Origin of the sequence: Paenibacillus marchantiae (assembly GCF_028771845.1) — a bacterium.
GTDB classification, from domain to species: domain Bacteria; phylum Bacillota; class Bacilli; order Paenibacillales; family Paenibacillaceae; genus Paenibacillus; species Paenibacillus marchantiae.
Genome location: NZ_CP118270.1, coordinates 2,857,032 through 2,878,550, shown reverse-complemented (window position 1 = coordinate 2,878,550; position 21,519 = coordinate 2,857,032). Strand labels below are relative to the sequence as shown.

Sequence of the window (21,519 nt, the reverse complement as noted above, 5' to 3'; positions counted from 1 at the left end):
GCGAAGGATTGAAGGGATTCTGTAGAAACGAAGTGTTCGCCTTTCAAGCACCATTTTAACCTTATAATCATCTAATTCAGAAAATGGGGCTTGAACAGCGATCGAAAGAACCCTTCAAATCCGTAGCGACTTTGTTCAATTCACGTATCCTTTGATTTTAATTATTGGCCTTATATACCAACCACCAAGGGAGACAATACAACATGCAAATGATCATCGTAGACGATGAAGCACACTGGGTAGATAACCTGTCCATGACCAAACCCTGGCATACGCTGGGGATCGAACAGGTGCACAAAGCATACTCGGCACACGAAGCACTTCAACTGATCGATACGCACCCTATAGATATTGTAATCTCGGATATTCAAATGCCCGAAATGACAGGTATTGAACTGATCGAACGGATCAGAGTCCGTGACAAAAAAATAAAGTGTATTCTTTTATCGGGACATTCCGAATTCGATTACGCCAAAAAAGCAATCCAGTTCGAGGCCGTCGATTACTTGCTGAAGCCGCCAACAGACGATGAATTGATGGGAGCCGTTCAGAAGGCCATCGATCAATTAAATACCGAATGGGAACTCGTAAGTTCACTGAAACGTACCCAGTTTACCCTGCGGGAGAACCTGCCACATTTGCGGGGTCGACTGCTGCTTGAGGCTTTGCAGGGACATCGAATTGCCTCCAGCGAGTGGGCACGGAAACTTGCAAATTACGATCTGCCCTTCCACGCCGGGGATTGCGCATTAATGCTTGTACGTATGGAAGAAGAATTCGGGCAATACGACAACAATGATCAAACCTTGCTTGAATATGCGGTCATCAATATGGCGGAAGAAATTATGGGTGAGTTTATGGAAGTGTGGGGCGTGAAGGAGGAGCATGGATATCTGGTGTTTCTGCTTCAACTGAAAGTGAACGACACCGACATTGGCAAAGAAACCATACTGGAGAAGCTTTCTGTACAGCTTCAGTCCAAAGTTAAGCAGTTTCTGAAGGGTTCCCTTTCCATCGTCATTACCGAATGGTTCGCGTTTCCAGATCAGCTATATGATCGTTTTCGGCAGGCCTCCGCTTATTTCCGGCAAATTGTCGGGGACGAGCGTGAATTCGTGATGAGGGTCAGTAATGTGGAGACTCCGTCGGCACAAGGCCCGCTGGATGTCCTGTATACCCCGCCCACTTTCATTCATCTGTTAGAGAGTGGTCAATGGGATACGGCAGAAGAAAAAATACTAGCCGTCTGTGCGGAGCTGGATGAGAAATGGTCGGAATCGTGGGAGCATTGTATGGAGGCTGGATTTCTAATTACGGCTTCGTTCACCAATCTCGCACACCGTAACAAGCTAACTTTGGCCAATTTAATGGGTGACGATATCGAGTGGTTGCAGAGCGGAGAAGCTTTTACCACGATCAGTAAACTGCGCAAATGGTCGCTTAGTGTACTCAGCAAACTCAAGGAAGGCACGTCCAACGAGATCAAGGACATCCGTTCCGAGTATGTGAAGAAGATTCAGGATTTTACAGATAAAAACCTGCATCTGGATGTTTCTTTGCGTGTACTGGCCGATCATGTTAATCTGCATCCAACCCATTTGTCCAAGATCTATAAGATCGAAACGGGTGAAGGCATCAGTGATTATATCTCGCGCCTGCGCATGGATCGGGCCTGTCACAAGCTGGTTACGACCACCAAAAAAGTATATGAAATCAGCATGGAGATTGGATATATGGACCCGGCTTATTTTATCAAAGTGTTCAAGCGCCAGTTTGGCGTCACGCCGCAAGAGTACCGAGACCAACATTAAATAACATAATTTAGAGGTTGTTCAAAAAGTTCGCTTTTGATTACGAATCATGCCTACCGGCATGATCAACATCGAAGATGGGATTCAGCCGAAATGTCCGTTGCTCACGTAGTCATCCTACGCTCCGCTACTCCATTTCTAGCTTTATCCCATCTTCTCGGTACTGAAAACCAATCTTTTTGAACATTCACTAATAGAGTCCTATCGAAACTAACAAACTCATATAGATGCCCTCCCACCCAAATTGGTACAGTTACACTTGTAAAGATCATACATCGTAGGGGGATTGAACAATGATCAAATTCAAAACATGGTGGTCACTGCTCATGGTTATCGCACTTATCACGATCACTGCGTGCGGCAGTGGCGATACAGCCAGTGACAATGGTACCAAAGATGATACACCGGCGACCGTCGGTTCAGCTGAAGCAGAAGCTGCTTTTGCCAAAGGAAAATACGACCCACCAATCGAATTCAGTTCGGTATTGATGCCGAAGAAATACGTGCAAGGGGACACCAAAGAAAATAACGTTCACGATCGCTGGATGCTGGAAACGCTGGGTATGAAGCATAAAGATACCTGGTATCCGGCCAATGACGATCAATACAGACAAAAGCTGCAACTGGCTATCGCCTCTGGCGAGAAGCTGCCTGATTTCGTGTCCGTACCGACCAATGCGGTATTGACCAATCAGTTGATCGACTCCGGTCAATTCATCGCCATTGATGAGTTGTTCGACAAGTACGCGAGTCAGACCCTGAAAGATCATGCAGCAGCACATCCTGAACTGTGGTATCCATTCACCAAGGATGGCAAGAAATACAACATGCCGATCATGGAGTATACGGATAACGACGATACGCTGCTCTGGCTACGTGAGGACTGGATGGAGAAGCTGAACCTGGAAGCTCCGAAAACCATTGCAGACCTTGAGAACATCATGGACAAATTCAAAAACGAGAACCCGGACGGTCTGTCTCCAGACAAAGTATTCCCGCTCGCGATCTCGCTGAAAAATAACACCAACACCTGGATGGGGCAGCTTGACTGGTTGTTCGGTGCATACGGCACAATCGAGGAGCAATGGAACAAAGACGCAAACGGCAATCTGGAGTACGGCTCCGTTAACCCGGGTGCGAAACAAGCCCTTGCCAAGCTGGCTGAATGGATGAACAAAGGTTATATCCATACCGACTCCGCCCTGTGGGATGAACGTAAAGCATCAGAAAGCTGGACAAAAGGCGCAGCGGGCATTCTGCCTGGCGCAAACTGGGTACCCGACTGGCCGGCACCTGACCTGCTGAAGAACGTACCTGGCTCAAAATATAAAGCTTACCCTGTTCCGGCTGGCCCAGACGGCAAGATCGGTACGAAGTGGCAGAATTCTGGCGTCAACGCAAGTATCATGATTAACAAGGATGCGAAGCATCCAGAAGCCATCTTCCTGTACTACAACTACTTGCTCGATAACCTGGCTAACCCGACTGCGGGCAGTGAGTATGAATACGGCTTCGCCAAAGGTTACGACTGGGATATCATTGACGGACAACCGACCAGTGACAAAGAGAAGATCAAAGACTTCTCCAACGAGTTCCCGTTCCTGACTGGCCCGGCTCGTATTCCGGATCTGTACATGAAAACACTCGTGAAGCTGGCCAACGGCGAGAAGCCTGAAACACCTTACGAGAAACAAATGGCCGAATTCCGTAAACCGGAAAACTGGTATGCAGGTAAAGTCGTTATGTCCCAGATCGACATCCGTAAACAAAACTATTTCACTGGCGCAGCCACACCAACCATGGTATCCAAATGGAACCTGCTCCGCCAGTCCGAGATGGAAACCTTCAACAAAATCATCTACGGCCAACTGCCGGTTGATGCATTTGACCAATTCGTAGCCAACTGGAAATCCAATGGCGGTGATCAGATCACGCAAGAAGTGAATGATTGGTATAAGTCGGTGAGTGGGAAGTAAGGATTGAAGAAGTAACACGAATCAAAATAAAAGAAAAACGAGCCGAAGCGTGCATTGCCATCGCTTCGGCTTGTTTTTCTATATCTAGTTAACCCAGCACTTTAAAATACAGGAACTTCAACAGAATCCGTACCCATAACTCTTTTTCCATTTTTTTCTTCTGATCCGACCTCAATACCAATCTTTAATGACTCAGAGGGGACCATCCCCTTTTTATCCGGACTTAATTCGATCACAATCGTTCCAGTACCTCCGCCATTTGGTGTGTAATTTCGTTCTCTCCCAATTTCAATCATCGTGCGCCATGAAGAGTCATCAGAAGAATTCATCCAGGTGGATACATACTCAGCAGGCTTCAACTTCGATTGATGTTCAGGATAACTGCTGGTGATGCTGGAGACACTCCATTGATCAGGGATATAAAATGCAACACCACCCCAGTCAGCGGGATCAATCTCTACATGTGCTACTATTTTGATATGATCAATATGCTCCTTCTCACCCTCAACAAATATTGATCCTTCTGTCATTGACTTTAAATTCGTTGATTTGGCATCCAGATCAAAGTTTTTAACTTGAATGATATTGCCATTAACCACTGGCACATTGGCTTCTTTTTTGTTGAAATTCAAATAAAACAGAATAGATACAATCACAATAAACAAAAAAAGCAAGATTAAGTATTTAGATCTTTTTTTCATATAACCCATACCTCACTTCTGCCTTTGTTTCTTTAAGCTTAACACATCATTAACGCCTTCCTTTCCTTAATTTAGAATTTAGAATTTGGAATTTGGAATTTGGAAAAGTAGAGCATTAAAACCGGAGCCGAAGCGATAGATTCACGCTTCGACTCCGGTTTTTAAGTTAAGATCGAGGTAGCTTCCCCCTGACTTATGGGTCCGCCTTAGTGGATCAATCCTCTGTATCGGTCTCCTCTAGCATCGACTGACCCAGCAAGGATACTGTGAGTTGAATGCCATCTCGTAGTCCCTGCATATACAACCGCTCATTTTCTATGCCTTTGCTGACAATATAACGATTTTCCCACTCGATATATTCAGGTGTCTGCTCGATATCCTTGCCAGCAAACAATCCTTCGAACGCTTCGTCCTTTTTCTCACGTACACGACTCAATTCAGGGTCATGCTCGATTCTGGCAGATACTTCATCTAACCTTGCCTGGATCGCTTGTTGCAACCACGGCGGAAAATCCATTGCTTCCCCTCCCCAAAGCATTATGTACCTCGCTCATCATCGTACAACTCGGTGATGTCTCGCCTTCATTTCACTCACTCGTGCCACCAGTTCATCCACCCTTCGGCTCTGTTCCTGAACCTCGGGATTGTCCCACAACGGAATCGCTTGCTTCAAGGATGCCTCACCTAGCTGATTAAGTTTGCGCCGTTCCTCTTCCAATAAGTCAAGCAACTGGCTCATACATCCACCTCTCTGATGGGTCTAAACTGCACTATGTCTTGTTAAGACTAGACGTGAGCAGTCAATTTTAATGCGAATATCGGTTTATTTTATTTTAATTCGATATCCGCATTAAAACAACTATTATTTCTCATACAATTTGGTTGAAATGAGAGGTGTACATAATGAAGCATAGACAAGAACCACCTGGCGATAAAAACATAATCGGCTCCCGAGTCGTAGCTATTCGTAAAAGTAAGGGCATCAAACAACGAGAGTTCCTCGCCAGACTGCAAACATTGGGTTTGGAGGTTTCTGTGGGGTATTTGCTTGGGGAAGAAAAGGGTTGGGTATAGCTTGTGAGTTACTACTATACCCATAAAAAATTTAGGAAATGAATTGCAAATATTTAATTAAATATAAACTCATATATTGTGAATGTTTATTTTATTGTATAGCATAAAAAGATATAAACCTATATGCTAAAAAGTCAACTTATTCTGAAATGGTCTCATAGGAATCATTCAAGTTATGAGTCCTTCCCTACTTAAAATTTGTATTGCTGATTTCCTATAACATTTTTGTATTCACGAACCCTCACTGCCTTAAACGACCTAAGGGAGGAAATTAGTCGAGAATTTCAATATTACTATGATACATTCTTTTTACCTGAATATGATACGTTCCTTTTGCCTAAATTAGAAAATAAATCGCTCCGTGCGATACCATGACATTCTAGGATTAGATGTACAAAAAAAAGAACTGGACTCTCCCTTTAAATGGGATGTGTCCTCTTCTTTATGTTTAACTAACTGTCCTGCCCCATTAGTTTAATGAATGGTTAAAAAACGTTTTCCTGTAACTCATCGTAGAACGATTTTCTTCTGATGATGCAATGCAAATCTGCCTGACCAAAACTTTATATCTACCACTAAGAATGATCTAAAACAAATTCAAGGAATTCACAAATGATTTCTGAAGCAGCTTCCTCTTCGGGTAACCGGATATATCTACTGATATGTTTGATGTCTTCTTTGAATAAATCAATGAGAAGAAGAATAGATTCAGCATCTTTGTCCTTTGCTGCTCCTAAAATACTTACAAATTCACTGTCTCTGATAAATGTTTGAGCATCTTTTTCTTCCATTTGTTCACCGCCTGTTGACTTATATTCATTTGACTCGCAACTTCTTTTTCTGAATAACCTTCTATGTATAACTTAATCATCACATATTTTCCTGATTCAGGAAGATCGTTTAATATCTGTTCCACGAATATTTTATTTTCCGCATGCTTAGTAAAATTAGTATTTAAAATTTGATCATTATATATAGGAAGCTCCCTTTTTCTAATATTTTTAGCACGATACTGTACTCTCCATCCAATTCGATATAGTTCTTCCTTGTAACGTTGGTAGATTGTTTGTTGTTCTCCCAGTTGTGATCCCTCCTAAAATTGTGATTATGTTCCTCAAAGATTTAAAAAGGAACAAATGTTCTTTTTTTGATTATATCTCAAATCTCATTTTTAGAAGTCTAAAAAAAGGCGGTTAAAAAACGAATTTATGTTTTTTTATATTTCAGGTTGTATTTTAGGGCTACAGACTACCTTATAAGTGAAGGCACAAACAAATAGAAATGAGATGGGATTGGGGAAGAGATCCTTTTCATTTCTTTCTTCCCTTGTTATTGAGCCTATATCAAACTAAGGGAGAATAGGAATATGAAGAATGTATTGTATGTACCGTTGGATGACAGACCAGTGAATTTGGATGATGTCATCGTGCTAGGTAGATCAGCAGGAATTAACGTAATTACCCCAAATTTAAGTGATATTACAAACCGTCTGGATTCCCAAAAGACAGCTTCTGGATCCACACTGGTCTCGACATCTTCGCCGACTTACGGAAATCCGTCGAATATCCGTCAGTTTATCTTAAATAATGCTGCCTCTGTCGACGGGTTTATTATATCTTCAGATATGCTTGCCTACGGAGGTCTCATTGCTAGTAGACGATTGCGTACGAGTCCTGGGGGATCTTACCCGGCCTACGATAGCGCCACAACGGATCTGTTGGATGTTATTCGACTAGTAAAACAATCTTATCCGAGTAAGCCAATCTATGTGTTAGATACAATTATGCGTCTAGCTACAACTGCCTTTGCAGGCGGACTGTCTTTTGCCGCTTACAATGAATCACGTACGTTTATGTTGCAGCCGAGAAGAAGTTTTTCACAGTTTGCAGATATTATTGCAGGTTACAATATGTCGCCTACCGGTTCATATGGTAGTACTACAAACTTCAATAAAGAACAGTACTACAACACTAGACAACATAAATTTAAAAGTAATCGTTACATTCTAGAGCAATTAGCACAGGCAGGATATATTGATTTTCTAGCTGTAGGAGTTGATGATGCGAATAACCAAGGGGTGCAGATTAATGAGATTAATTTTGTTGAGGGTCGTATTAATGCCTGGCTTGGTGGTACAAACGGCCAAAATCCGGACCGAGCAATTATTCTCCCTGATGCGGATGGATTGGGTCATGCCTTGATGGCCAGAATGGCAAATCAGCTATATCTTAATGGGGTAAAGCCAAGGTATACAGTTCAGTACTTCGGCCCTCATGGTTCCACAATTACTAGTCAGTATGAATATATGGATGTGCACCAAAATATTCTTCGTCACATTGATATTGTTGGCGGTCAGTCCGTGAGCAGTTCACCAACTGTCGAAATCATTGGGGTTACAGATGCTGCTCAAGTTACAGCTGCCGTCAATCGAATTGTGGCTAATAGTACAAATCGCGTTCCGACCGTGGTAATTGATTTTGTTGGAGGAGGTTCAGCAAACGCTACGGTCACAGAAGGACTGTTGGGTAGTCAACACACCGGACGTATCTTAGGTTACAGTGCTTGGAATACACCAGGAAATAAGATCGGTATAGCCTTAGGAATGGGACAAGCACGATATGCATATTTGGTCACTGAAACAGATCTCAATGCGCTTAGCACAGCAGTAAATGCACACGGTTCTCTCTTGTTCAAACGTTTCTTAAAAGACTACTATTACAAAACGGTTGCTATTGACGAAATTCGTACCTACTCTAGAGCGAATTCGCTATATACTAATGTTGATACAATTGCGGATCAGAATATGCTTCTATTTAATAGTCCTGCAGATTATTCACATTTGCAAAGTGTATTGCGAAACAGAATTCAAACGCATCGAACGACACTTTCCGGAAAAAGTGCTTTCCTTATTAACGGTACAGGAACTTCTTATAATGTACGACAAATTACGGGAGGAACTTGGTCGTTTGCAGGATATGCCAATTCAACACTTGCATACGGAGATCCTGATTATCTCTGGAAACGGGCTTTTGAAGTTACGTTGAATCCTGTAGTAACGCTACAGTAATAACAAACAAGAATAAGACGGCTCCTATGTGGAGCCGTCTTATTCTTGTTAAGTAGTGTTACGGATTCAATACTTCTTTGACCAAGGAGAAATCTACCCCATCCACTTTCCAGCCTTTACTGGTATATACAAGCTTAGCTGTTCTGTAGAGTGTTTCATTAGGAGCATATTTAGAATCAGGACCCGAAGACTGGCTTAATTTGGCGGTATTGGTGTTGGTATAACTGATGGCCGATTGATAAACGGTTGTAAATTTAAAATCATATTTCAACCCTTTGCTACGAATGATTTCATTGATAAATTTATCCGTAAAATATGGGCTGAAGGTCGCTCGGATTTGCTTAATTGATGATAGATCCGTTGCTTCATTTAATTTGTTTACGAATACCTGTCTTTGCTTATCCGTGATTTTTTTTGCATTTGGAATTTGAACTTGTGGTTTTTGTATGGTTACTTGGAGTTGCTTCCCATCTAACGTAATCGTCGCCTGACTCGCTTGTTGATTCCAGTTTACGTCTGCTCCTAAAGTTTGACTTACAAAACGAGCAGGTACATATGTGGAATTGTAATTTAGTTCTGCTGGAACATCCAATAGAATCTCCGATTGATTAAGCATTACTTTATTTGAATTAATGGTGAGAACCATTTCTGTATTTTCTTTAGTAATGGTAATGGTTTTTTGTTGTTGATCCCACTTCACGTCTGCCCCCAGGTTTTCAGAAACAGCTCTTAGCGGGATGAGTACTCGATTGTTTTTTAAAATACCACTGTCTATAGTGATTGGTATATCAGCAGCAAAGCTAGATGAGCTGAAGTTAGGCAGGACAAGCATAGAAGCTGCCAACATTGTAAGAGATATTTTCTTGAACATTTGTAATCCTCCTAAAATTAAGCTTATTTGTAAGTTTAGACGCGATACATAGAGAAAATGTTTCTATTTGGATGATAAAACTTCAAATTAATGTAGTTTATATGAAAATTACCTCTTACGAGAACTTAACCATGTCCGCCAAAACAAATCATCAAGGACTGGAAAATCCACTTCATTTCTTAAGGTATTGGTATACCATTTTCTTTATGGAATGAGATTCCCAAAAAGATAGTGCAGACCGGGTCGAAGTCTTAGCCTCGAAGGTGTTGTCCGCTGAATCAGCTCCTCCGAAATGCCCTCAGCGGACCGAGGGAGCGATAGCGACCGAAGCATGAATGCGGTGTTATCTAAGGTTAATGTCTTCTCGAATAATCTTACAATGGTAATTTCCAATATGTTCTAGCTTTTTGATATGATGATTGATCAGTTTTAGCATTGTAATATCCTGCATTTTTCGCAAAAACTACATTAGAGGCTATAATATCGTGATATTTCCCTAAACGTTCAACTACTGTTAAGTCATTAACTATCCGCCTGTACAACCCAGCAAAGCCTTTCTTGGGTACCATATCTTTAATAAAATCCAATCCCTTTATGCTTCCAGATATTTTGGGTAATGCTGGTATCCCATTCATCGGAGCAGCGTAATTGTAGACTGAAATAATGTTTGAAAATGGTATACCTTGTGAAGTTTCTATTTTATATTTCTCACATAATCTCTTCATTTGTTTATTTATATCGAGTACCAATTGATTAACTGTCACAGAGTACTTTTTACTCTCTCCTGCTCGAATAAACTCTTCAAGTGTATTTAGTTTACTTCTAGCTTCTAGAATATGTTTATCATTGTGTAATTCATACGCCACATTAATGAAATCACCTTTCGGACCTGCTTTATCAGCAATCCAAGCAGTAAACAGTGGAAGAGGATTGTTCATAATTATCGGATCTGTCAATCTATTTATCTTTGATACAGTTTCTTGTGCATTTTTATTGAGTTCTGATATCAACCTTGAGTGTAACGAACTATCATATACATGTAATTTTGAAAGTAGATTCAGTTGAAAGCCCTGTCTAATAGGGTGAAGTATAAGATCAACATTTAGATTCTTTGCTGCCAAAGTATAATATGCTGTCCTAAATGACATCCAATTTATACCTGAAATAAACTTTAGCAACTGGTCGGATATGTTTGTTTCCTGTGCCTTTCCCCCCTTGTCAAGCACGGAATAATCATGTGTTATTGGTTTTCCTTTAGAATCAAGAATGGTGACCTGCCTCTCACTAGACTCCGTCTCAACAACCCTTTTCTCTTGCAATTCGGAATAGATCATTTGCGATAGTTTACTGTACTTAGGAACATCTAAACCACCAATGTCTTCTAAAACTCGTACAGTAAGATAGTATACACTTGAGTTGAGTTCCCAAGAAAATGTAAAATACATTTTTAATTGTTCAAAGAAATCCTTAATATCTTTATCTTTTAATCTTCCTCCTTCGATATTAGGTAAAATGTCCTGAGTTGTTCGTGCACTCGTATGACCGAGTAGCTCCTAATTTCTCGTAGATCTGTCCCGTTTTCCAGCGAAGGAGTGTCTCAGCGCATGAATACTTACCTTTTTCATAATTCCTGCGCGTTGTCTAGCTTCTTCAAAAACCTTCTGTACGCTCCGCTCAGTAAGATGTCGATCAGAAGATTGGCCCGGAAATAGCCAACGATTGGGTCTGTATTCATCTATGTATTTCTGCACCATATCCCAGGCGAGGCTTGAAAGAAGCGTTCTCCGATCCTTTTGACCCTTTCCCTGTCTCACAATAAGTGTCTGCCTTTCATTATCGAGATCGCTACAACGCAGACGCACAACTTCACCTACACGAAGCCCGGAAGAATAGGTCAGGAACTGAATTGCTTTATGTTTAGGGTTGGTAACGGATTTGAGTAATTGAGCAACTCCCTTTTTGCGGCTGTATCCTCTTAACTTTAATACTTTCTCTAACGGTTCTTAGGTCCATTCGATTTTCCTCTACTAGCTTTCCATTGCTGTAGATCTTTCGCTCTCAAACCACAACTCCAGGATAATCTGCACTTCATCTCAATCAAACTGGTTCGTAAACTTCTGGATAGTCATAATAGTGTAGGGGAGAATCACACTTATATTTTTTTTAATTTCTAACATTGAATCCGTTTCCATATATAGTTACAATATATTAGATCCCTAAATTGGAATAATTATATAAAAGGAGGATATACAATCTATACATACAATTTTGGGACACATTCACTACTATAGGAAGGTGCCATTATTGATGAGAACATCTAAAACGTTTAAAAAAATTATTATTCTAAGTCTCGCCATTCTTCCTTTAAGTCTCGGTCTGCTTCAATCAGATGCTGACGCTGTTAGATTTTCAGGTGGTAGAACAAGTGCTACGTATAATGTATGGTACTCTGATTCTGTTTCATCGTACGGTTATGTGTCAGCAATAGATGAAGCTCGTTTCAAATGGAATGATACATCAACAAAGGTTAATTTGACTAGAGTTCTCTCCTCAACCGGAACGCCAGACAAGTATTATGTAGGTACAACTGCTCATCCAACATGGATTGGTTTGCAGGAGGGATATAAATTATCAAATTCAGGCGGTTATGTTATTGCAACTGGCAGTGAAACGTGGAGCTTCAGCAATATAAGACTTTTTCATAACAATATGTACAGATTTAACATGACAACTTCACAGATCATTTCTAACGCTACTCACGAATATGGCCATGCATTAGGATTAGATCACACACCAGACTCTGGTTCTAGCTCTGTAATGAAATCTGGAATTCAAGACATAGGACCCACAACATATGATATCCAAGAGATTAGACTTAAATGGGGAAATTGAAATATAACTGAGAGGGTGAGATCATGTCTTTATCAAAAAAGAAATATATAGTAATCCCTGTATTGTTATTATTGATTATCTTTGTTGGTTCAATTGCATATTTAAATGAAGATTCGGAAACAGATCCACAAATCAATAAAGTTGTGAATCTTTCTGCGAATTCAATAACATTTAATGAAATTAATAAACTAGATGAATTTGCTGAATTGGTTGTCATTGGATATGCTACAGATGAATTTATAGATAGAGAACATGTGGTAACTGCTTTCGATGATGGAACAATGCAATCATTCCACACGAATACCAATATAAAAATTGAAAAGATATTGAAAAAGCCAGAAGATTTCCCTTCAGATCAAAAAGAGTTAACAATCATTGAACCAGTCAGTCTTGATGGTGATGTCAAATATACAGCTGATCATTATGTTGAATTACAGAAGGGTGATAACAGTGTGATTTTCTTAATGAAGAACACTTTTGGAGATTATGGACTAATTAATGATAACTTAGGGAAGTTCAGCCTAGAACAGACTAATCAAAGTAAGTTGTCTCAATCTTTCACTTCTCAAGAGTTATCAGAATACGAATTATTTCGTGACTCAGTAATGGAGAAGTACAATATAAATTAATGTTCCTAGCCCCATGGCGTATAGCTTTCATCAGCCCCATAAGAGTTTTATTAACTATCGCTTGGTAAAGGCGAATTGAAAGTCTGCCGACCGCGCTTTATTTCAAGCAGCCCCTCTAAGCCCCTCTAAAGGGCTTTTTTAATTACCTTTTTACTGAATTCCCCGTAAAGCGGGTTAGTCAGTTGTTCGTTCAGCCTGAGTTGTTCGGAATTCTTATCACTATGTAGTGTTATAAATCCTGATGAATTATTCTTTAATACTCTAGGAATAACCTCATGTCGTCTTTGTTTTCATCATTTATCAAAGGAGGAAGCTTTATTGGATGTTGTTGGAACCTTCTACGTGACATTGAAAAAGAAAAAAAAGGAAGGTCTTTCTTCATCTCATAGGGAATCAAATGACCTTCCGATGCTTTCATATAGCATGTTTACCCGAACCTGCACTACTGATCAATTCGTCCTGATGAATTACAGTAGACGATTGAACCCGCAGGTATTTCGTCTGGGGAGATCCCTTTTCCCAAACATATTCCAATATTCTTTTTTCCGGCTGTAGAATGGTTAATTTGAGTAGAAACAACTTCAAATACTTGCTCTTCCCCATTCGTTTTTTTAATGATAATCCGATCACTGATCATCTCTTTAATTATTGGCGGAAGTAGTTCATCCAATTCTTCATTGGCCCCCATAACGATGGTTCCGAATTCCGGTGTATCAAAGACTAACCCCACACCAAACAGCATTTTAGTTTCCATTCTGTGGCCTCCTTTATCTCTGATCTATCCTTTGGCATCTCGCAACCTAAGATCGGAATTACGAAGTCTAACCATGGCATCTATCAATATGCTTAAGTTATCCATTTAGCTTCTGCCCTTCTAAACATACAAATGCCAACCCACAATAAAAGCAGCCAAGATGAACGCTGAGATGCCAGACATGATGTACATCACCTTTTGCTTTTTGCTGTAACTGCTCTTCCTCAGTTTGTAAATAAGCAAGCCAAGATACGCCACTGCTAGAACCACATAAAGTAGGTTAAACAATAAATTGATCCGTAGCGAAGAATGAGCGGGATAACTTGGAAGTCTCGTGTGTATGATTAAAAGGTTAAGAGGAAGTATCGCACCTGCAACATTAATTGCAAGATGATATTTATCAAAATGGTTTAGAGGATTTCCCCGTTTATTTCGTTTGTAAAGAAGCATCCGGATTAAATAGCCGATCAACACAATTAAACTGAAAAGGATGGCTAGCGCAACAGGAATAAAAGATATTACAATCAAGTTCACCTTCAAATTAGATACAGGCAAGTAATCCATGTAAGGAGTATAGGAAATTTTCTCAACAACGCCATTATGCTCGACCACATTATACAGACTACTTAACTCAGCTTTTGAAAATTTGGTTATATCAAGCTGCCTGAATAAATCAGTAAATCTAGCGGCTGGCCGTCGTGCGGATTGAAAATATCCTCCTTCAGAAGTGACTGAATTAACGTATGTACTATTACCGAAGATTTTGCTAATAAGTCCATAATAATAGATTTCCTCAAACGCAATGTTTGTCATGACCACCATTCCAAATTTGGATTCTGGATCAAAGACAACTTTACTTGAAAATCCTTTTAAATTCCCCTCGTGCAATAGTGTTGGTGCCCAGTATTCCATCTCAACGAATCCATGCGCAAACCGAGGAATCGAAGTCTCGTCATAATATAGACTTGTTGACAACATTTCGTCTAACGTATCCCTCTTTGCAAATAATACATGGCTATCATCAACAGGCATCAGCGCTGCAAGGAATTTTCCTAAATCTTTTGCTGTCCCCATGGCTGCCCCTGTAGGATAGAACGTTACGTATACTCTGTTCTTAGGGATCCGTTTCAAATCTTTCGTATACCCTTTAACCTCATTCCTTCTTTGCACAAGGTCTGGACGATCTTGCCCCGTTGGATGAACCGTAGTGTCGTTCATATGAAGAGGTTCAAAAATATGTTGATTAACATATTCATAATAAGGTTGCCCACTTACCAATTCCACGATGTAACCGGCTAATCCAACGCTATAGTTTGAATAACCAACGACGCTATTCGGCTTATATATCTGTTTCGGCTCATTTTCACGCAATGTTTCTCCCAAATCATAATTTTTATTCTCTTCGTAATAATACACTTCGGTCACTGTCTGATCTTCCCAACCCGCATTGTGATGCATCAGGTTCATTAGGGTAATCGGTTCATCGTATTTGAGATTTTTGAAAAATCCCTCTGGCAGATATTCTTGGATATCCGTCTCCAAATCGAGCTTTCCTTGTTCGACAAGCTGCATCACACTCGTATAGACCAACAGTTTAGAGATGGAGGCCCACTCAAAAACCGTCGATGTATCCGCCTTTCGCTGATTCTCAATATCTGCGTAACCATATGCCTTATTCATAATGGTTTCGCCATCTTTGATCGCCACAACCGAAACGGCAGCCGTATACTTCTCATAGGAGGCAACATAAGCATCAATCGTTTTCTCTAGCTCGGATAAAGGAATCCTGGATGGTGTAGCCTCAACCTGTTTTTCTTCAGCGTGAGCAGGCACCGCTATTGCCGTAATGATGAATATGTATGAAAGAACACAAGCGATTACTTTGTTAAAAGTGTGATATCCACGATTCATTTGCATTAGCTTCTCTCCTTTTATATTAAATGTAATTACGTACTCTTGTTTTCACGTATACGTTTTCAAAAGAGTCCACATGAATCTAAATTTTTTTAACTGCAATTACACTCAATTCATGAGAGAGGCCGAAGATATTCACCTTTCCAATTAACGCTGTTTATTTCTTTATCTTTCAAGAGGCACCAATCAATGATTTCACCTATCAATTTTGGCGTGATGATCTCATCGCTCCATTTCGGTGTTAGTACTCTTCTGTATCCTATATATTCTAACGTCCAGCCTTCGAATTCTTCTCCGATGATGACTATAAATGGACTCTTGTTCTTAATACTGTGTTGTCCCACTTCATAAGTAACGATTAACTTCTTATCCTCAGAAACGATATGTAATTTGATTATTCCTTCATCGTCAATATCCGGTTCAACATACCAATAAAATAATCGATTGGATCGAACGATTTTACGTTTATATTTTTTTCTTACGCCCATAACTCACCTCACATCTTCCTTTTTCTCTGTATGCAGTACTTCAACAGTTTGCCCATCCACATGAACACTTTGTTATCCGATGTTGATGGGCCTTATGATTTATTCATTTTATTACTTTGTTATTCTTTCTTTATTGCCTAATATGACTTCATGAATTTCATCATATAATTGTAAATCAATAAATTCTTCATGAATCCATAGTCCTTCCTCAACATCTCCTCCCCCCATACCTCCACTAATCCCATCACCAGGAAAGAGTTTTTCGTAAAATAGTCCTTGGCCTTCTCCCTCATTACAGTCCCATGCAATGGTATCTAAATCTTTTAATAGAGTATGTAATGTCTCCTCACTGCAATTGACTAGTTTCATAGGGCAAGACAAGTAGATTTGTCCTCCATCATCACCTTCCATAATTACATATGCATCTGGAGTATCTGCAGCTTTCTTAAAACTATCTATAAATTGATTGTTGTGTAGTCCGTTTGCTTCATTAAGGATATGTCGTACAGGGCTATGGTGCTCTGGAATTACACCCATCTGATTGTTTTCCTCTTTTTTTCTTTCCATAAAGATACACCTCTTTGTTAGATATGTTTTCTTGGAGTTATCTGAAATTAGTTATTTACTTCATTCACTTCATTCATTCCTATGACTTGTTCAATTGCTATATTAAATTCTTTAACATTAATGTTTAACTTAATTATTCCTTCTTTATCAAGCCCTTTTGTATCTAATCTAAAAGTACCCGCCACTGCTTCCGAACTATTACCATCAATTTTCTCATTTATGTTTAATTTAATGTCTCTATCGATTAATTGATTCTGAATATCCTTACTTATGATTGGCTCAACTGTTTTTAGCATTATTGATTTATTGGTTCTATTCCATAGATTGAAATTATATGTTACGACTGTTATACCTGCATCTTCTTCACTCCCTCCCAGTCCAATTGAAATCGAGTTTATTATTAACCCGTCCTCAACAATTTCATCCGCCTTCATACTGTTTGAACTACAACCACTTAGGGCTAATATTATTAAAAGAAATATTAAACTCATTGCATGCTTTTGATTCTTCAATTCAGGAACTCCTTTAGATTTATTTTCCTATTACAAAATCACATAGATTATGTTCAAAGTCATCTGAATTACAATATGGTGGAACAGTTGGGCTATTTCGAACCGTAAAATCAATAGAATACTGATCGTTTGGATACTCTTTAAAGCTCTTATAATATATGAATACTCTTACTTTATACTTAGCTGAAGGTAAGGCATTAATTACGTTATTTAAATCCTCTGATGTCAGTGTTTCATTTTTCTTTCTTAATTTAATCCAAATATCATGTCCATTATTACTCCAGTAACGTAGAGTTTCAGTCTTGCTTTCATTATAATCAAATTCCAATGGTGCTATTTTTTCAACAAGACCTGTTTTTAAGTCATTCATATAACTTTCCACATAAGGCTTCGCGCGGTGTGTTTGATAAGTACCAATCACATTATTAGCCACATCGACGACTGGTAAAGTAAGAATAGCGGTAACAACAATGATTACAATACTTGGGCCAATATAGGAGTTGGAATTGTAAATGAGTCTGCCAAGTAGTAAAAAAACGATTGTTCCTACTACCGCCAAAGCAGCAACCCCGAAAGCAGCAGGCTTGTTATCACTACTAATGAAACCACCGCCAATATTAAAGATAAAAAACATGAAAGAATAAAAACATCCAACGCCGACTCCTACAGCAGATAATAAGTAGATTGACTTCAAAAATATTCTCAAAATTCCCGCATCCCTGCTCTGGAGTTTATGTATTAATACATTCATCAATAATCCTTCATCAGGAAGTTTCATATAACGTTCTTGTATTCACTCCCCGATGTAAACTGGGTGTCTGGCTCTTACCGGGCCCAAGACTAATGTCCGCAGCGTGAATATAATGTTATCTGATGTCCATTCCTTTTAAGCATTTCTCACGAACTTTATTTCTTAATCCAATTCTTCATCATATGGATTTGCATACAAATCCACATCAATTTCAGCATGAATCATATTAACGAATTCAATAAAATCAGAATCGAAATAAAGAGCAGGAGTTTTGCCCTCTTCTATTCTGATTACAATGAAAATTTCGTAAATAATCGAAGTTCAATCCGAATCGAATTGATTTCTTTCACTTTATTTTTTAATAGATCAACTACTTTTGTTAATTGGTGATTTACATCTAATGATTCTTCATACTCTGTACCTAATGTCCATGATGTTTCTTTTATTCGATGCCTTTTGTTAATTATATCGCCTTTATAAGCCGTATTCGTAGGTTCAATTTTAAGTATTGAAGTTACATAATTCGGATTGAATTCATCTCCAAACAAACTAAAATAAGCCATTACTTCGGTTTTGTCTTTCAGGAGTTTCACCTCTTTAAGAATTGATGTATGGATTTCGCCTAACATTCAAAGATTCGCGACTGGCTTCATTTTAGATAGCTCTTATCTTAGGATAAAACCTGTGTGGGTAAGTTATGCTTCTACTGTATCTATTTCATACAATCAAGGGCGTATGCTCGTAGCGCGAAACTTTTGTTATGTGATGTCTCATTCCACCTGAAACACTCCAAAAAATATTGTTTAATCAGAAAATATATACCAAGTGAAATCCTCATTTAATCCAGAAATTTTTAATATCTTCTACTATAATTTCTGAAATATGTTTGGATGAATCCTGCGGGTATAAACATATTGTTACGATAAGAGTTAAACATATCATTAACCCTACAATAACTCGTCCAACGACTCTAAATCCGGTGTATTTAAGCAAATAATAAACTAAACCAGAAGAGATCAGAATAATCATACCATTCATCATAAAGGTTATGGGCAAGCTTATGATTCTTCCTAATCCGGTGTTAGGATATTTTAATAAAAGTAAAATCTCTAATACTACAAATGGAACTGACAGTAGCACAATGTAAAAAAAATGACTTTTGAATTTTCTCTCCACCACTGAACTCACCTACTCCAACTCTTTTAATACAATTTCACATAATATTTGGTGTTTACAAGCCCTTGAACCCTAACTGACCACCAATAACTAGAGAAATTTCACTATTTCCCTGCTTATCGTTCATCAGCGTATATATATTATCATCCATTGTAATAGACACAACAAAATATTCCGGTCCGCCTCCAACTAATGCTGAATCTGTGTCTGTTATCTCAAAAAACTAATGTAAATTTATCTCCATCGAGTTTTCTCAACAAACGTTAACTGTCTGCCCAACCCTTGATCTTCTGCCTGCAATGAAATGTTAACCAGATCATCAACTTTCACCGAAACCAAATACATATGGCTTTTCTAACTCTGTAATGGTGCCTTCATATGTCGTTCCTTCAGCATCATCGAAGGCAAGCTTGCCACCAAGTCTGCGATCCATCTTTCCTGTTGCGAAAGGGGCCATTAGGAGAAGGAACTAGGCTTTCATCACATATATCCATCTTCAGGTTCACCAACTTCAAAGCCCAACACTTTTGACGCTTCCAGCTTAAATGTTTCTATCCAAGACACCCAATCATCAATATTCATCTGTGCATAAAATGATAATCCACTAGGCTCTACGGATGCCTCAATAAAAACATCATCCTCTTCAGACCCAAACCAATATGGAACTCCACTTTTATAACTAATCCACCCTGGCATACGCTCATACACTTTAGAAACTTTATCCCATACCTCATCAGGCAGATCATACCTTATATTTAGGTTGCAATGATGAGAATTTATGTTGTTCATTTACATTCACTCCCTCTACCTCAGACGGACTTCAAGATATATCCTCTATTTTTATTTATAACTTGATTAAGGATAGATCTCTTGGTCTTTATATACTATTTTCGTTATCATTTTTGAATATTTTAATCTCTTTATTTCAATGAGTTCATTTGGCTGCATCATATTCACGATGTGACTATCATTTATTTTAATTTTGGTGTTACCTCGTCCCAGTCCTTTGACTATTACGATGTTATTATTCACCTCTACTATTTGTCCAATTGTGTTGAACTGCTCTTGTTTCTTAAGATCAAGGTATGTTACAAGGCCAAGTATACAAAATATAATAAAGCAAAAAATTGATAACGCAGTTGTCCATGCAGGAGGATGATATGCTAAGTTATTGGTAGTTACTTGAATTACGATTATAAAAATAAATAGAACGATGAATAGAAATTGCTTTTTTAATTTGCCTTTAGCTTTTTCGTTCATAGCTTCTCCTTATTAGGTTTTCTGGTATTTCACATAACGTTCTTGTATCTACATACCCTCACTACCTCAAAGAGTGCAGCGACTTGCCGCGACACGATTAAGTAGTGCAGGGTTACCTGCTGACTCCACTTCTTCGAATACCCTCGGCAGACCAAGAAGCGAAAGCAACGGCGTAGATATGTTGTTATTTAGATGTCAATCGCCTTACAAGAACTACTTATAAGTTGTACTTCATTTTCATTCTTTCATATAACTTATAATCCGTATTTCTATTTACAATCTCTCCAATTAACTCTTTCCATTTATTTTCAATCCACTTAGGACTTTGTTCTTTCAGAACATCCTCGTTAAATTGATTATCAATATACTCCAAATCTTGCTTAAGAACTCCTATATCCTTAATCAGTTGATTTCTCGATTCTTTTTCTAGCGATATCTTATTCGATAATATTTCGCCTATGATTTCTACTCTTATATGCGTATACATATCTCTAAACACATTATAGATTAAATAGGTTGAAGATAATTGATCTTCCCGGAAGTCGGATTTCAGAAAGACGAATGATTCTTCACCCACTTTCAAAGATACTGCCACATTTCCTAATGCGTGTATGACTGTTTCCTTCGAAGAATTGTCCTCTAAGCTTTTTATCACATTATCTAAATTGTAGATTGATTCTTTTATACCAATTTGAGTTCCATGATTCAGTTTAACCGTGTAATCAACCTTTTGATTGTCTTTGTACCCTTTGAATTGATAGTTGAAGTACATGCTTATTATCAATCCAACCATTAGTATGATTATTGCTATGTTTTTTCTCATTGAATCACCTCGTAATTGTCAATTGAATTCATATAATATCTAATTTTTGTATTTCACAAATACAACATATCCCATCTACTAGTGCCTGAACTACGTATATGATAACCCATATTGTTACATTTAAGAAGGTGAATTGGCGAATAAAGGATATTTAATAGTTTTCTCAAACCCTTATCCATACGGATCAAAAGAAGAAAACGATAATTGTTCATAATTAGTAATGGCACGGGTTTTACTCGCAAATATCCAGTTA

25 protein-coding genes are annotated in these 21,519 nt (G+C 38.7%); 6 read left to right on the top strand and 19 right to left on the bottom strand.

What is annotated here, in order from left to right; all coding sequences use genetic code 11:
- The first annotated feature begins 203 nt into the window (after window positions 1-203).
- Complete coding sequence (locus PTQ21_RS13170; protein ID WP_079696391.1) at window positions 204-1,811, top strand: response regulator transcription factor; 1,608 nt, start codon at window positions 204-206, stop codon at window positions 1,809-1,811.
- 293 nt (window positions 1,812-2,104) lie between these two features.
- Window positions 2,105-3,787, top strand: coding sequence for a type 2 periplasmic-binding domain-containing protein (locus tag PTQ21_RS13165; RefSeq protein ID WP_274570144.1), 1,683 nt, complete (start codon window positions 2,105-2,107; stop codon window positions 3,785-3,787).
- 101 nt (window positions 3,788-3,888) lie between these two features.
- Here PTQ21_RS13165 and PTQ21_RS13160 read toward each other — a convergent pair whose 3' ends face one another.
- From PTQ21_RS13160 to PTQ21_RS13150, 3 genes are all read right to left on the bottom strand, one after another.
- On the bottom strand, window positions 3,889-4,488 hold the full coding sequence (locus PTQ21_RS13160) for a hypothetical protein (protein WP_274570143.1): 600 nt from the start codon (window positions 4,486-4,488) through the stop codon (window positions 3,889-3,891).
- A gap of 214 nt (window positions 4,489-4,702) precedes the next feature.
- A complete protein-coding gene (locus PTQ21_RS13155; RefSeq protein WP_274570142.1) occupies window positions 4,703-5,005 on the bottom strand; it encodes a hypothetical protein in 303 nt (100 codons plus the stop codon).
- A gap of 36 nt (window positions 5,006-5,041) precedes the next feature.
- Window positions 5,042-5,227, bottom strand: a complete 186-nt coding sequence (locus PTQ21_RS13150) for an aspartyl-phosphate phosphatase Spo0E family protein (RefSeq protein ID WP_274570141.1) — start codon at window positions 5,225-5,227, stop codon at window positions 5,042-5,044.
- 164 nt (window positions 5,228-5,391) lie between these two features.
- Here PTQ21_RS13150 and PTQ21_RS13145 point away from each other — a divergent pair, with 164 nt between their 5' ends.
- Window positions 5,392-5,562, top strand: a complete 171-nt coding sequence (locus PTQ21_RS13145; RefSeq protein ID WP_274570140.1) for a hypothetical protein — start codon at window positions 5,392-5,394, stop codon at window positions 5,560-5,562.
- A 575-nt stretch (window positions 5,563-6,137) separates the two neighbouring features.
- Here the strand turns inward: PTQ21_RS13145 and PTQ21_RS13140 are convergent.
- Together PTQ21_RS13140 and PTQ21_RS13135 are read right to left on the bottom strand one after the other, a co-directional pair.
- The gene (locus PTQ21_RS13140) at window positions 6,138-6,353 is read right to left on the bottom strand and encodes a hypothetical protein (RefSeq protein WP_274570139.1); all 216 of its coding nucleotides are present in this window, start codon (window positions 6,351-6,353) and stop codon (window positions 6,138-6,140) included.
- Window positions 6,305-6,433: a helix-turn-helix domain-containing protein gene (locus PTQ21_RS13135; RefSeq protein ID WP_256221938.1), complete on the bottom strand. Its 129-nt coding sequence runs from the start codon at window positions 6,431-6,433 to the stop codon at window positions 6,305-6,307. Before PTQ21_RS13135 ends, PTQ21_RS13140 begins: the two co-directional genes overlap by 49 nt.
- Before the next feature lie 495 nt (window positions 6,434-6,928).
- Here PTQ21_RS13135 and PTQ21_RS13130 point away from each other — a divergent pair, with 495 nt between their 5' ends.
- On the top strand, window positions 6,929-8,629 hold the full coding sequence (locus PTQ21_RS13130) for a DUF4127 family protein (RefSeq protein WP_274570138.1): 1,701 nt from the start codon (window positions 6,929-6,931) through the stop codon (window positions 8,627-8,629).
- 58 nt (window positions 8,630-8,687) lie between these two features.
- On the opposite strand, the gene PTQ21_RS13125 is transcribed toward PTQ21_RS13130, so the two are convergent.
- The 3 genes from PTQ21_RS13125 to PTQ21_RS13115 form a co-directional block, all read right to left on the bottom strand.
- The gene (locus PTQ21_RS13125; RefSeq protein ID WP_274570136.1) at window positions 8,688-9,500 is read right to left on the bottom strand and encodes a stalk domain-containing protein; all 813 of its coding nucleotides are present in this window, start codon (window positions 9,498-9,500) and stop codon (window positions 8,688-8,690) included.
- Between the two features lie 374 nt (window positions 9,501-9,874).
- Entirely contained in the window at window positions 9,875-10,945 is a 1,071-nt protein-coding gene (locus PTQ21_RS13120) for a hypothetical protein (RefSeq protein WP_274570135.1), read from the bottom strand.
- 108 nt (window positions 10,946-11,053) lie between these two features.
- Complete coding sequence (locus tag PTQ21_RS13115; protein ID WP_274570496.1) at window positions 11,054-11,398, bottom strand: tyrosine-type recombinase/integrase; 345 nt, start codon at window positions 11,396-11,398, stop codon at window positions 11,054-11,056.
- A gap of 409 nt (window positions 11,399-11,807) precedes the next feature.
- On the opposite strand from PTQ21_RS13115, the gene PTQ21_RS13110 reads away from it, so the two are divergent.
- Together PTQ21_RS13110 and PTQ21_RS13105 are read left to right on the top strand one after the other, a co-directional pair.
- Window positions 11,808-12,392: a matrixin family metalloprotease gene (locus PTQ21_RS13110; protein WP_274570134.1), complete on the top strand. Its 585-nt coding sequence runs from the start codon at window positions 11,808-11,810 to the stop codon at window positions 12,390-12,392.
- Between the two features lie 23 nt (window positions 12,393-12,415).
- The gene (locus PTQ21_RS13105) at window positions 12,416-13,021 is read left to right on the top strand and encodes a hypothetical protein (RefSeq protein WP_274570133.1); all 606 of its coding nucleotides are present in this window, start codon (window positions 12,416-12,418) and stop codon (window positions 13,019-13,021) included.
- 442 nt (window positions 13,022-13,463) lie between these two features.
- Here the strand turns inward: PTQ21_RS13105 and PTQ21_RS13100 are convergent, their stop codons facing one another.
- The 11 genes from PTQ21_RS13100 to PTQ21_RS13050 all read right to left on the bottom strand — a co-directional run bounded on the left by PTQ21_RS13100 (window position 13,464) and on the right by PTQ21_RS13050 (window position 21,266).
- Entirely contained in the window at window positions 13,464-13,775 is a 312-nt protein-coding gene (locus PTQ21_RS13100) for a hypothetical protein (protein ID WP_274570132.1), read from the bottom strand.
- 120 nt (window positions 13,776-13,895) lie between these two features.
- On the bottom strand, window positions 13,896-15,692 hold the full coding sequence (locus PTQ21_RS13095) for a serine hydrolase domain-containing protein (protein ID WP_274570131.1): 1,797 nt from the start codon (window positions 15,690-15,692) through the stop codon (window positions 13,896-13,898).
- Between the two features lie 110 nt (window positions 15,693-15,802).
- Window positions 15,803-16,177 (bottom strand): hypothetical protein, encoded by a 375-nt coding sequence (locus tag PTQ21_RS13090; RefSeq protein WP_274570130.1) that lies wholly within the window; start codon window positions 16,175-16,177, stop codon window positions 15,803-15,805.
- Window positions 16,178-16,288: 111 nt separating this feature from the next.
- Entirely contained in the window at window positions 16,289-16,744 is a 456-nt protein-coding gene (locus tag PTQ21_RS13085; RefSeq protein ID WP_090808350.1) for a hypothetical protein, read from the bottom strand.
- Window positions 16,745-16,791: 47 nt separating this feature from the next.
- Window positions 16,792-17,256, bottom strand: coding sequence for a hypothetical protein (locus PTQ21_RS13080; protein WP_274570129.1), 465 nt, complete (start codon window positions 17,254-17,256; stop codon window positions 16,792-16,794).
- A 19-nt stretch (window positions 17,257-17,275) separates the two neighbouring features.
- Window positions 17,276-18,034, bottom strand: coding sequence for a hypothetical protein (locus tag PTQ21_RS13075; RefSeq protein ID WP_274570128.1), 759 nt, complete (start codon window positions 18,032-18,034; stop codon window positions 17,276-17,278).
- 263 nt (window positions 18,035-18,297) lie between these two features.
- Window positions 18,298-18,636 carry a DUF4279 domain-containing protein gene (locus PTQ21_RS13070; protein ID WP_274570127.1) on the bottom strand — a complete coding sequence of 113 codons (339 nt, stop codon included), beginning with the start codon at window positions 18,634-18,636 and terminating at the stop codon, window positions 18,298-18,300.
- Between the two features lie 866 nt (window positions 18,637-19,502).
- Entirely contained in the window at window positions 19,503-19,640 is a 138-nt protein-coding gene (locus tag PTQ21_RS13065) for an SRPBCC family protein (RefSeq protein WP_274570126.1), read from the bottom strand.
- A gap of 23 nt (window positions 19,641-19,663) precedes the next feature.
- Window positions 19,664-19,972, bottom strand: coding sequence for a hypothetical protein (locus tag PTQ21_RS13060; protein WP_274570125.1), 309 nt, complete (start codon window positions 19,970-19,972; stop codon window positions 19,664-19,666).
- 66 nt (window positions 19,973-20,038) lie between these two features.
- On the bottom strand, window positions 20,039-20,443 hold the full coding sequence (locus PTQ21_RS13055) for a hypothetical protein (protein ID WP_274570124.1): 405 nt from the start codon (window positions 20,441-20,443) through the stop codon (window positions 20,039-20,041).
- 217 nt (window positions 20,444-20,660) lie between these two features.
- Window positions 20,661-21,266 carry an oxidoreductase gene (locus PTQ21_RS13050; protein ID WP_274570123.1) on the bottom strand — a complete coding sequence of 202 codons (606 nt, stop codon included), beginning with the start codon at window positions 21,264-21,266 and terminating at the stop codon, window positions 20,661-20,663.
- Window positions 21,267-21,519 lie beyond the last annotated feature (253 nt).

Coding starts and splice junctions, on each gene's coding strand:
- PTQ21_RS13170 (WP_079696391.1), top strand. CDS start 204: ATGCAAATGATCATCGTAGACGATGAAGCACACTGGGTAGATAACCTG.
- PTQ21_RS13165 (WP_274570144.1), top strand. CDS start 2,105: ATGATCAAATTCAAAACATGGTGGTCACTGCTCATGGTTATCGCACTT.
- PTQ21_RS13160 (WP_274570143.1), bottom strand. CDS start 4,488: ATGAAAAAAAGATCTAAATACTTAATCTTGCTTTTTTTGTTTATTGTG.
- PTQ21_RS13155 (WP_274570142.1), bottom strand. CDS start 5,005: ATGGATTTTCCGCCGTGGTTGCAACAAGCGATCCAGGCAAGGTTAGAT.
- PTQ21_RS13150 (WP_274570141.1), bottom strand. CDS start 5,227: ATGAGCCAGTTGCTTGACTTATTGGAAGAGGAACGGCGCAAACTTAAT.
- PTQ21_RS13145 (WP_274570140.1), top strand. CDS start 5,392: ATGAAGCATAGACAAGAACCACCTGGCGATAAAAACATAATCGGCTCC.
- PTQ21_RS13140 (WP_274570139.1), bottom strand. CDS start 6,353: ATGGAAGAAAAAGATGCTCAAACATTTATCAGAGACAGTGAATTTGTA.
- PTQ21_RS13135 (WP_256221938.1), bottom strand. CDS start 6,433: ATGATTAAGTTATACATAGAAGGTTATTCAGAAAAAGAAGTTGCGAGT.
- PTQ21_RS13130 (WP_274570138.1), top strand. CDS start 6,929: ATGAAGAATGTATTGTATGTACCGTTGGATGACAGACCAGTGAATTTG.
- PTQ21_RS13125 (WP_274570136.1), bottom strand. CDS start 9,500: ATGTTCAAGAAAATATCTCTTACAATGTTGGCAGCTTCTATGCTTGTC.
- PTQ21_RS13120 (WP_274570135.1), bottom strand. CDS start 10,945: ATGTATTTTACATTTTCTTGGGAACTCAACTCAAGTGTATACTATCTT.
- PTQ21_RS13110 (WP_274570134.1), top strand. CDS start 11,808: ATGAGAACATCTAAAACGTTTAAAAAAATTATTATTCTAAGTCTCGCC.
- PTQ21_RS13105 (WP_274570133.1), top strand. CDS start 12,416: ATGTCTTTATCAAAAAAGAAATATATAGTAATCCCTGTATTGTTATTA.
- PTQ21_RS13100 (WP_274570132.1), bottom strand. CDS start 13,775: ATGGAAACTAAAATGCTGTTTGGTGTGGGGTTAGTCTTTGATACACCG.
- PTQ21_RS13095 (WP_274570131.1), bottom strand. CDS start 15,692: ATGCAAATGAATCGTGGATATCACACTTTTAACAAAGTAATCGCTTGT.
- PTQ21_RS13090 (WP_274570130.1), bottom strand. CDS start 16,177: ATGGGCGTAAGAAAAAAATATAAACGTAAAATCGTTCGATCCAATCGA.
- PTQ21_RS13085 (WP_090808350.1), bottom strand. CDS start 16,744: ATGGAAAGAAAAAAAGAGGAAAACAATCAGATGGGTGTAATTCCAGAG.
- PTQ21_RS13075 (WP_274570128.1), bottom strand. CDS start 18,034: ATGAAACTTCCTGATGAAGGATTATTGATGAATGTATTAATACATAAA.
- PTQ21_RS13070 (WP_274570127.1), bottom strand. CDS start 18,636: ATGTTAGGCGAAATCCATACATCAATTCTTAAAGAGGTGAAACTCCTG.
- PTQ21_RS13065 (WP_274570126.1), bottom strand. CDS start 19,640: ATGGCCCCTTTCGCAACAGGAAAGATGGATCGCAGACTTGGTGGCAAG.
- PTQ21_RS13060 (WP_274570125.1), bottom strand. CDS start 19,972: ATGAACAACATAAATTCTCATCATTGCAACCTAAATATAAGGTATGAT.
- PTQ21_RS13055 (WP_274570124.1), bottom strand. CDS start 20,443: ATGAACGAAAAAGCTAAAGGCAAATTAAAAAAGCAATTTCTATTCATC.
- PTQ21_RS13050 (WP_274570123.1), bottom strand. CDS start 21,266: ATGAGAAAAAACATAGCAATAATCATACTAATGGTTGGATTGATAATA.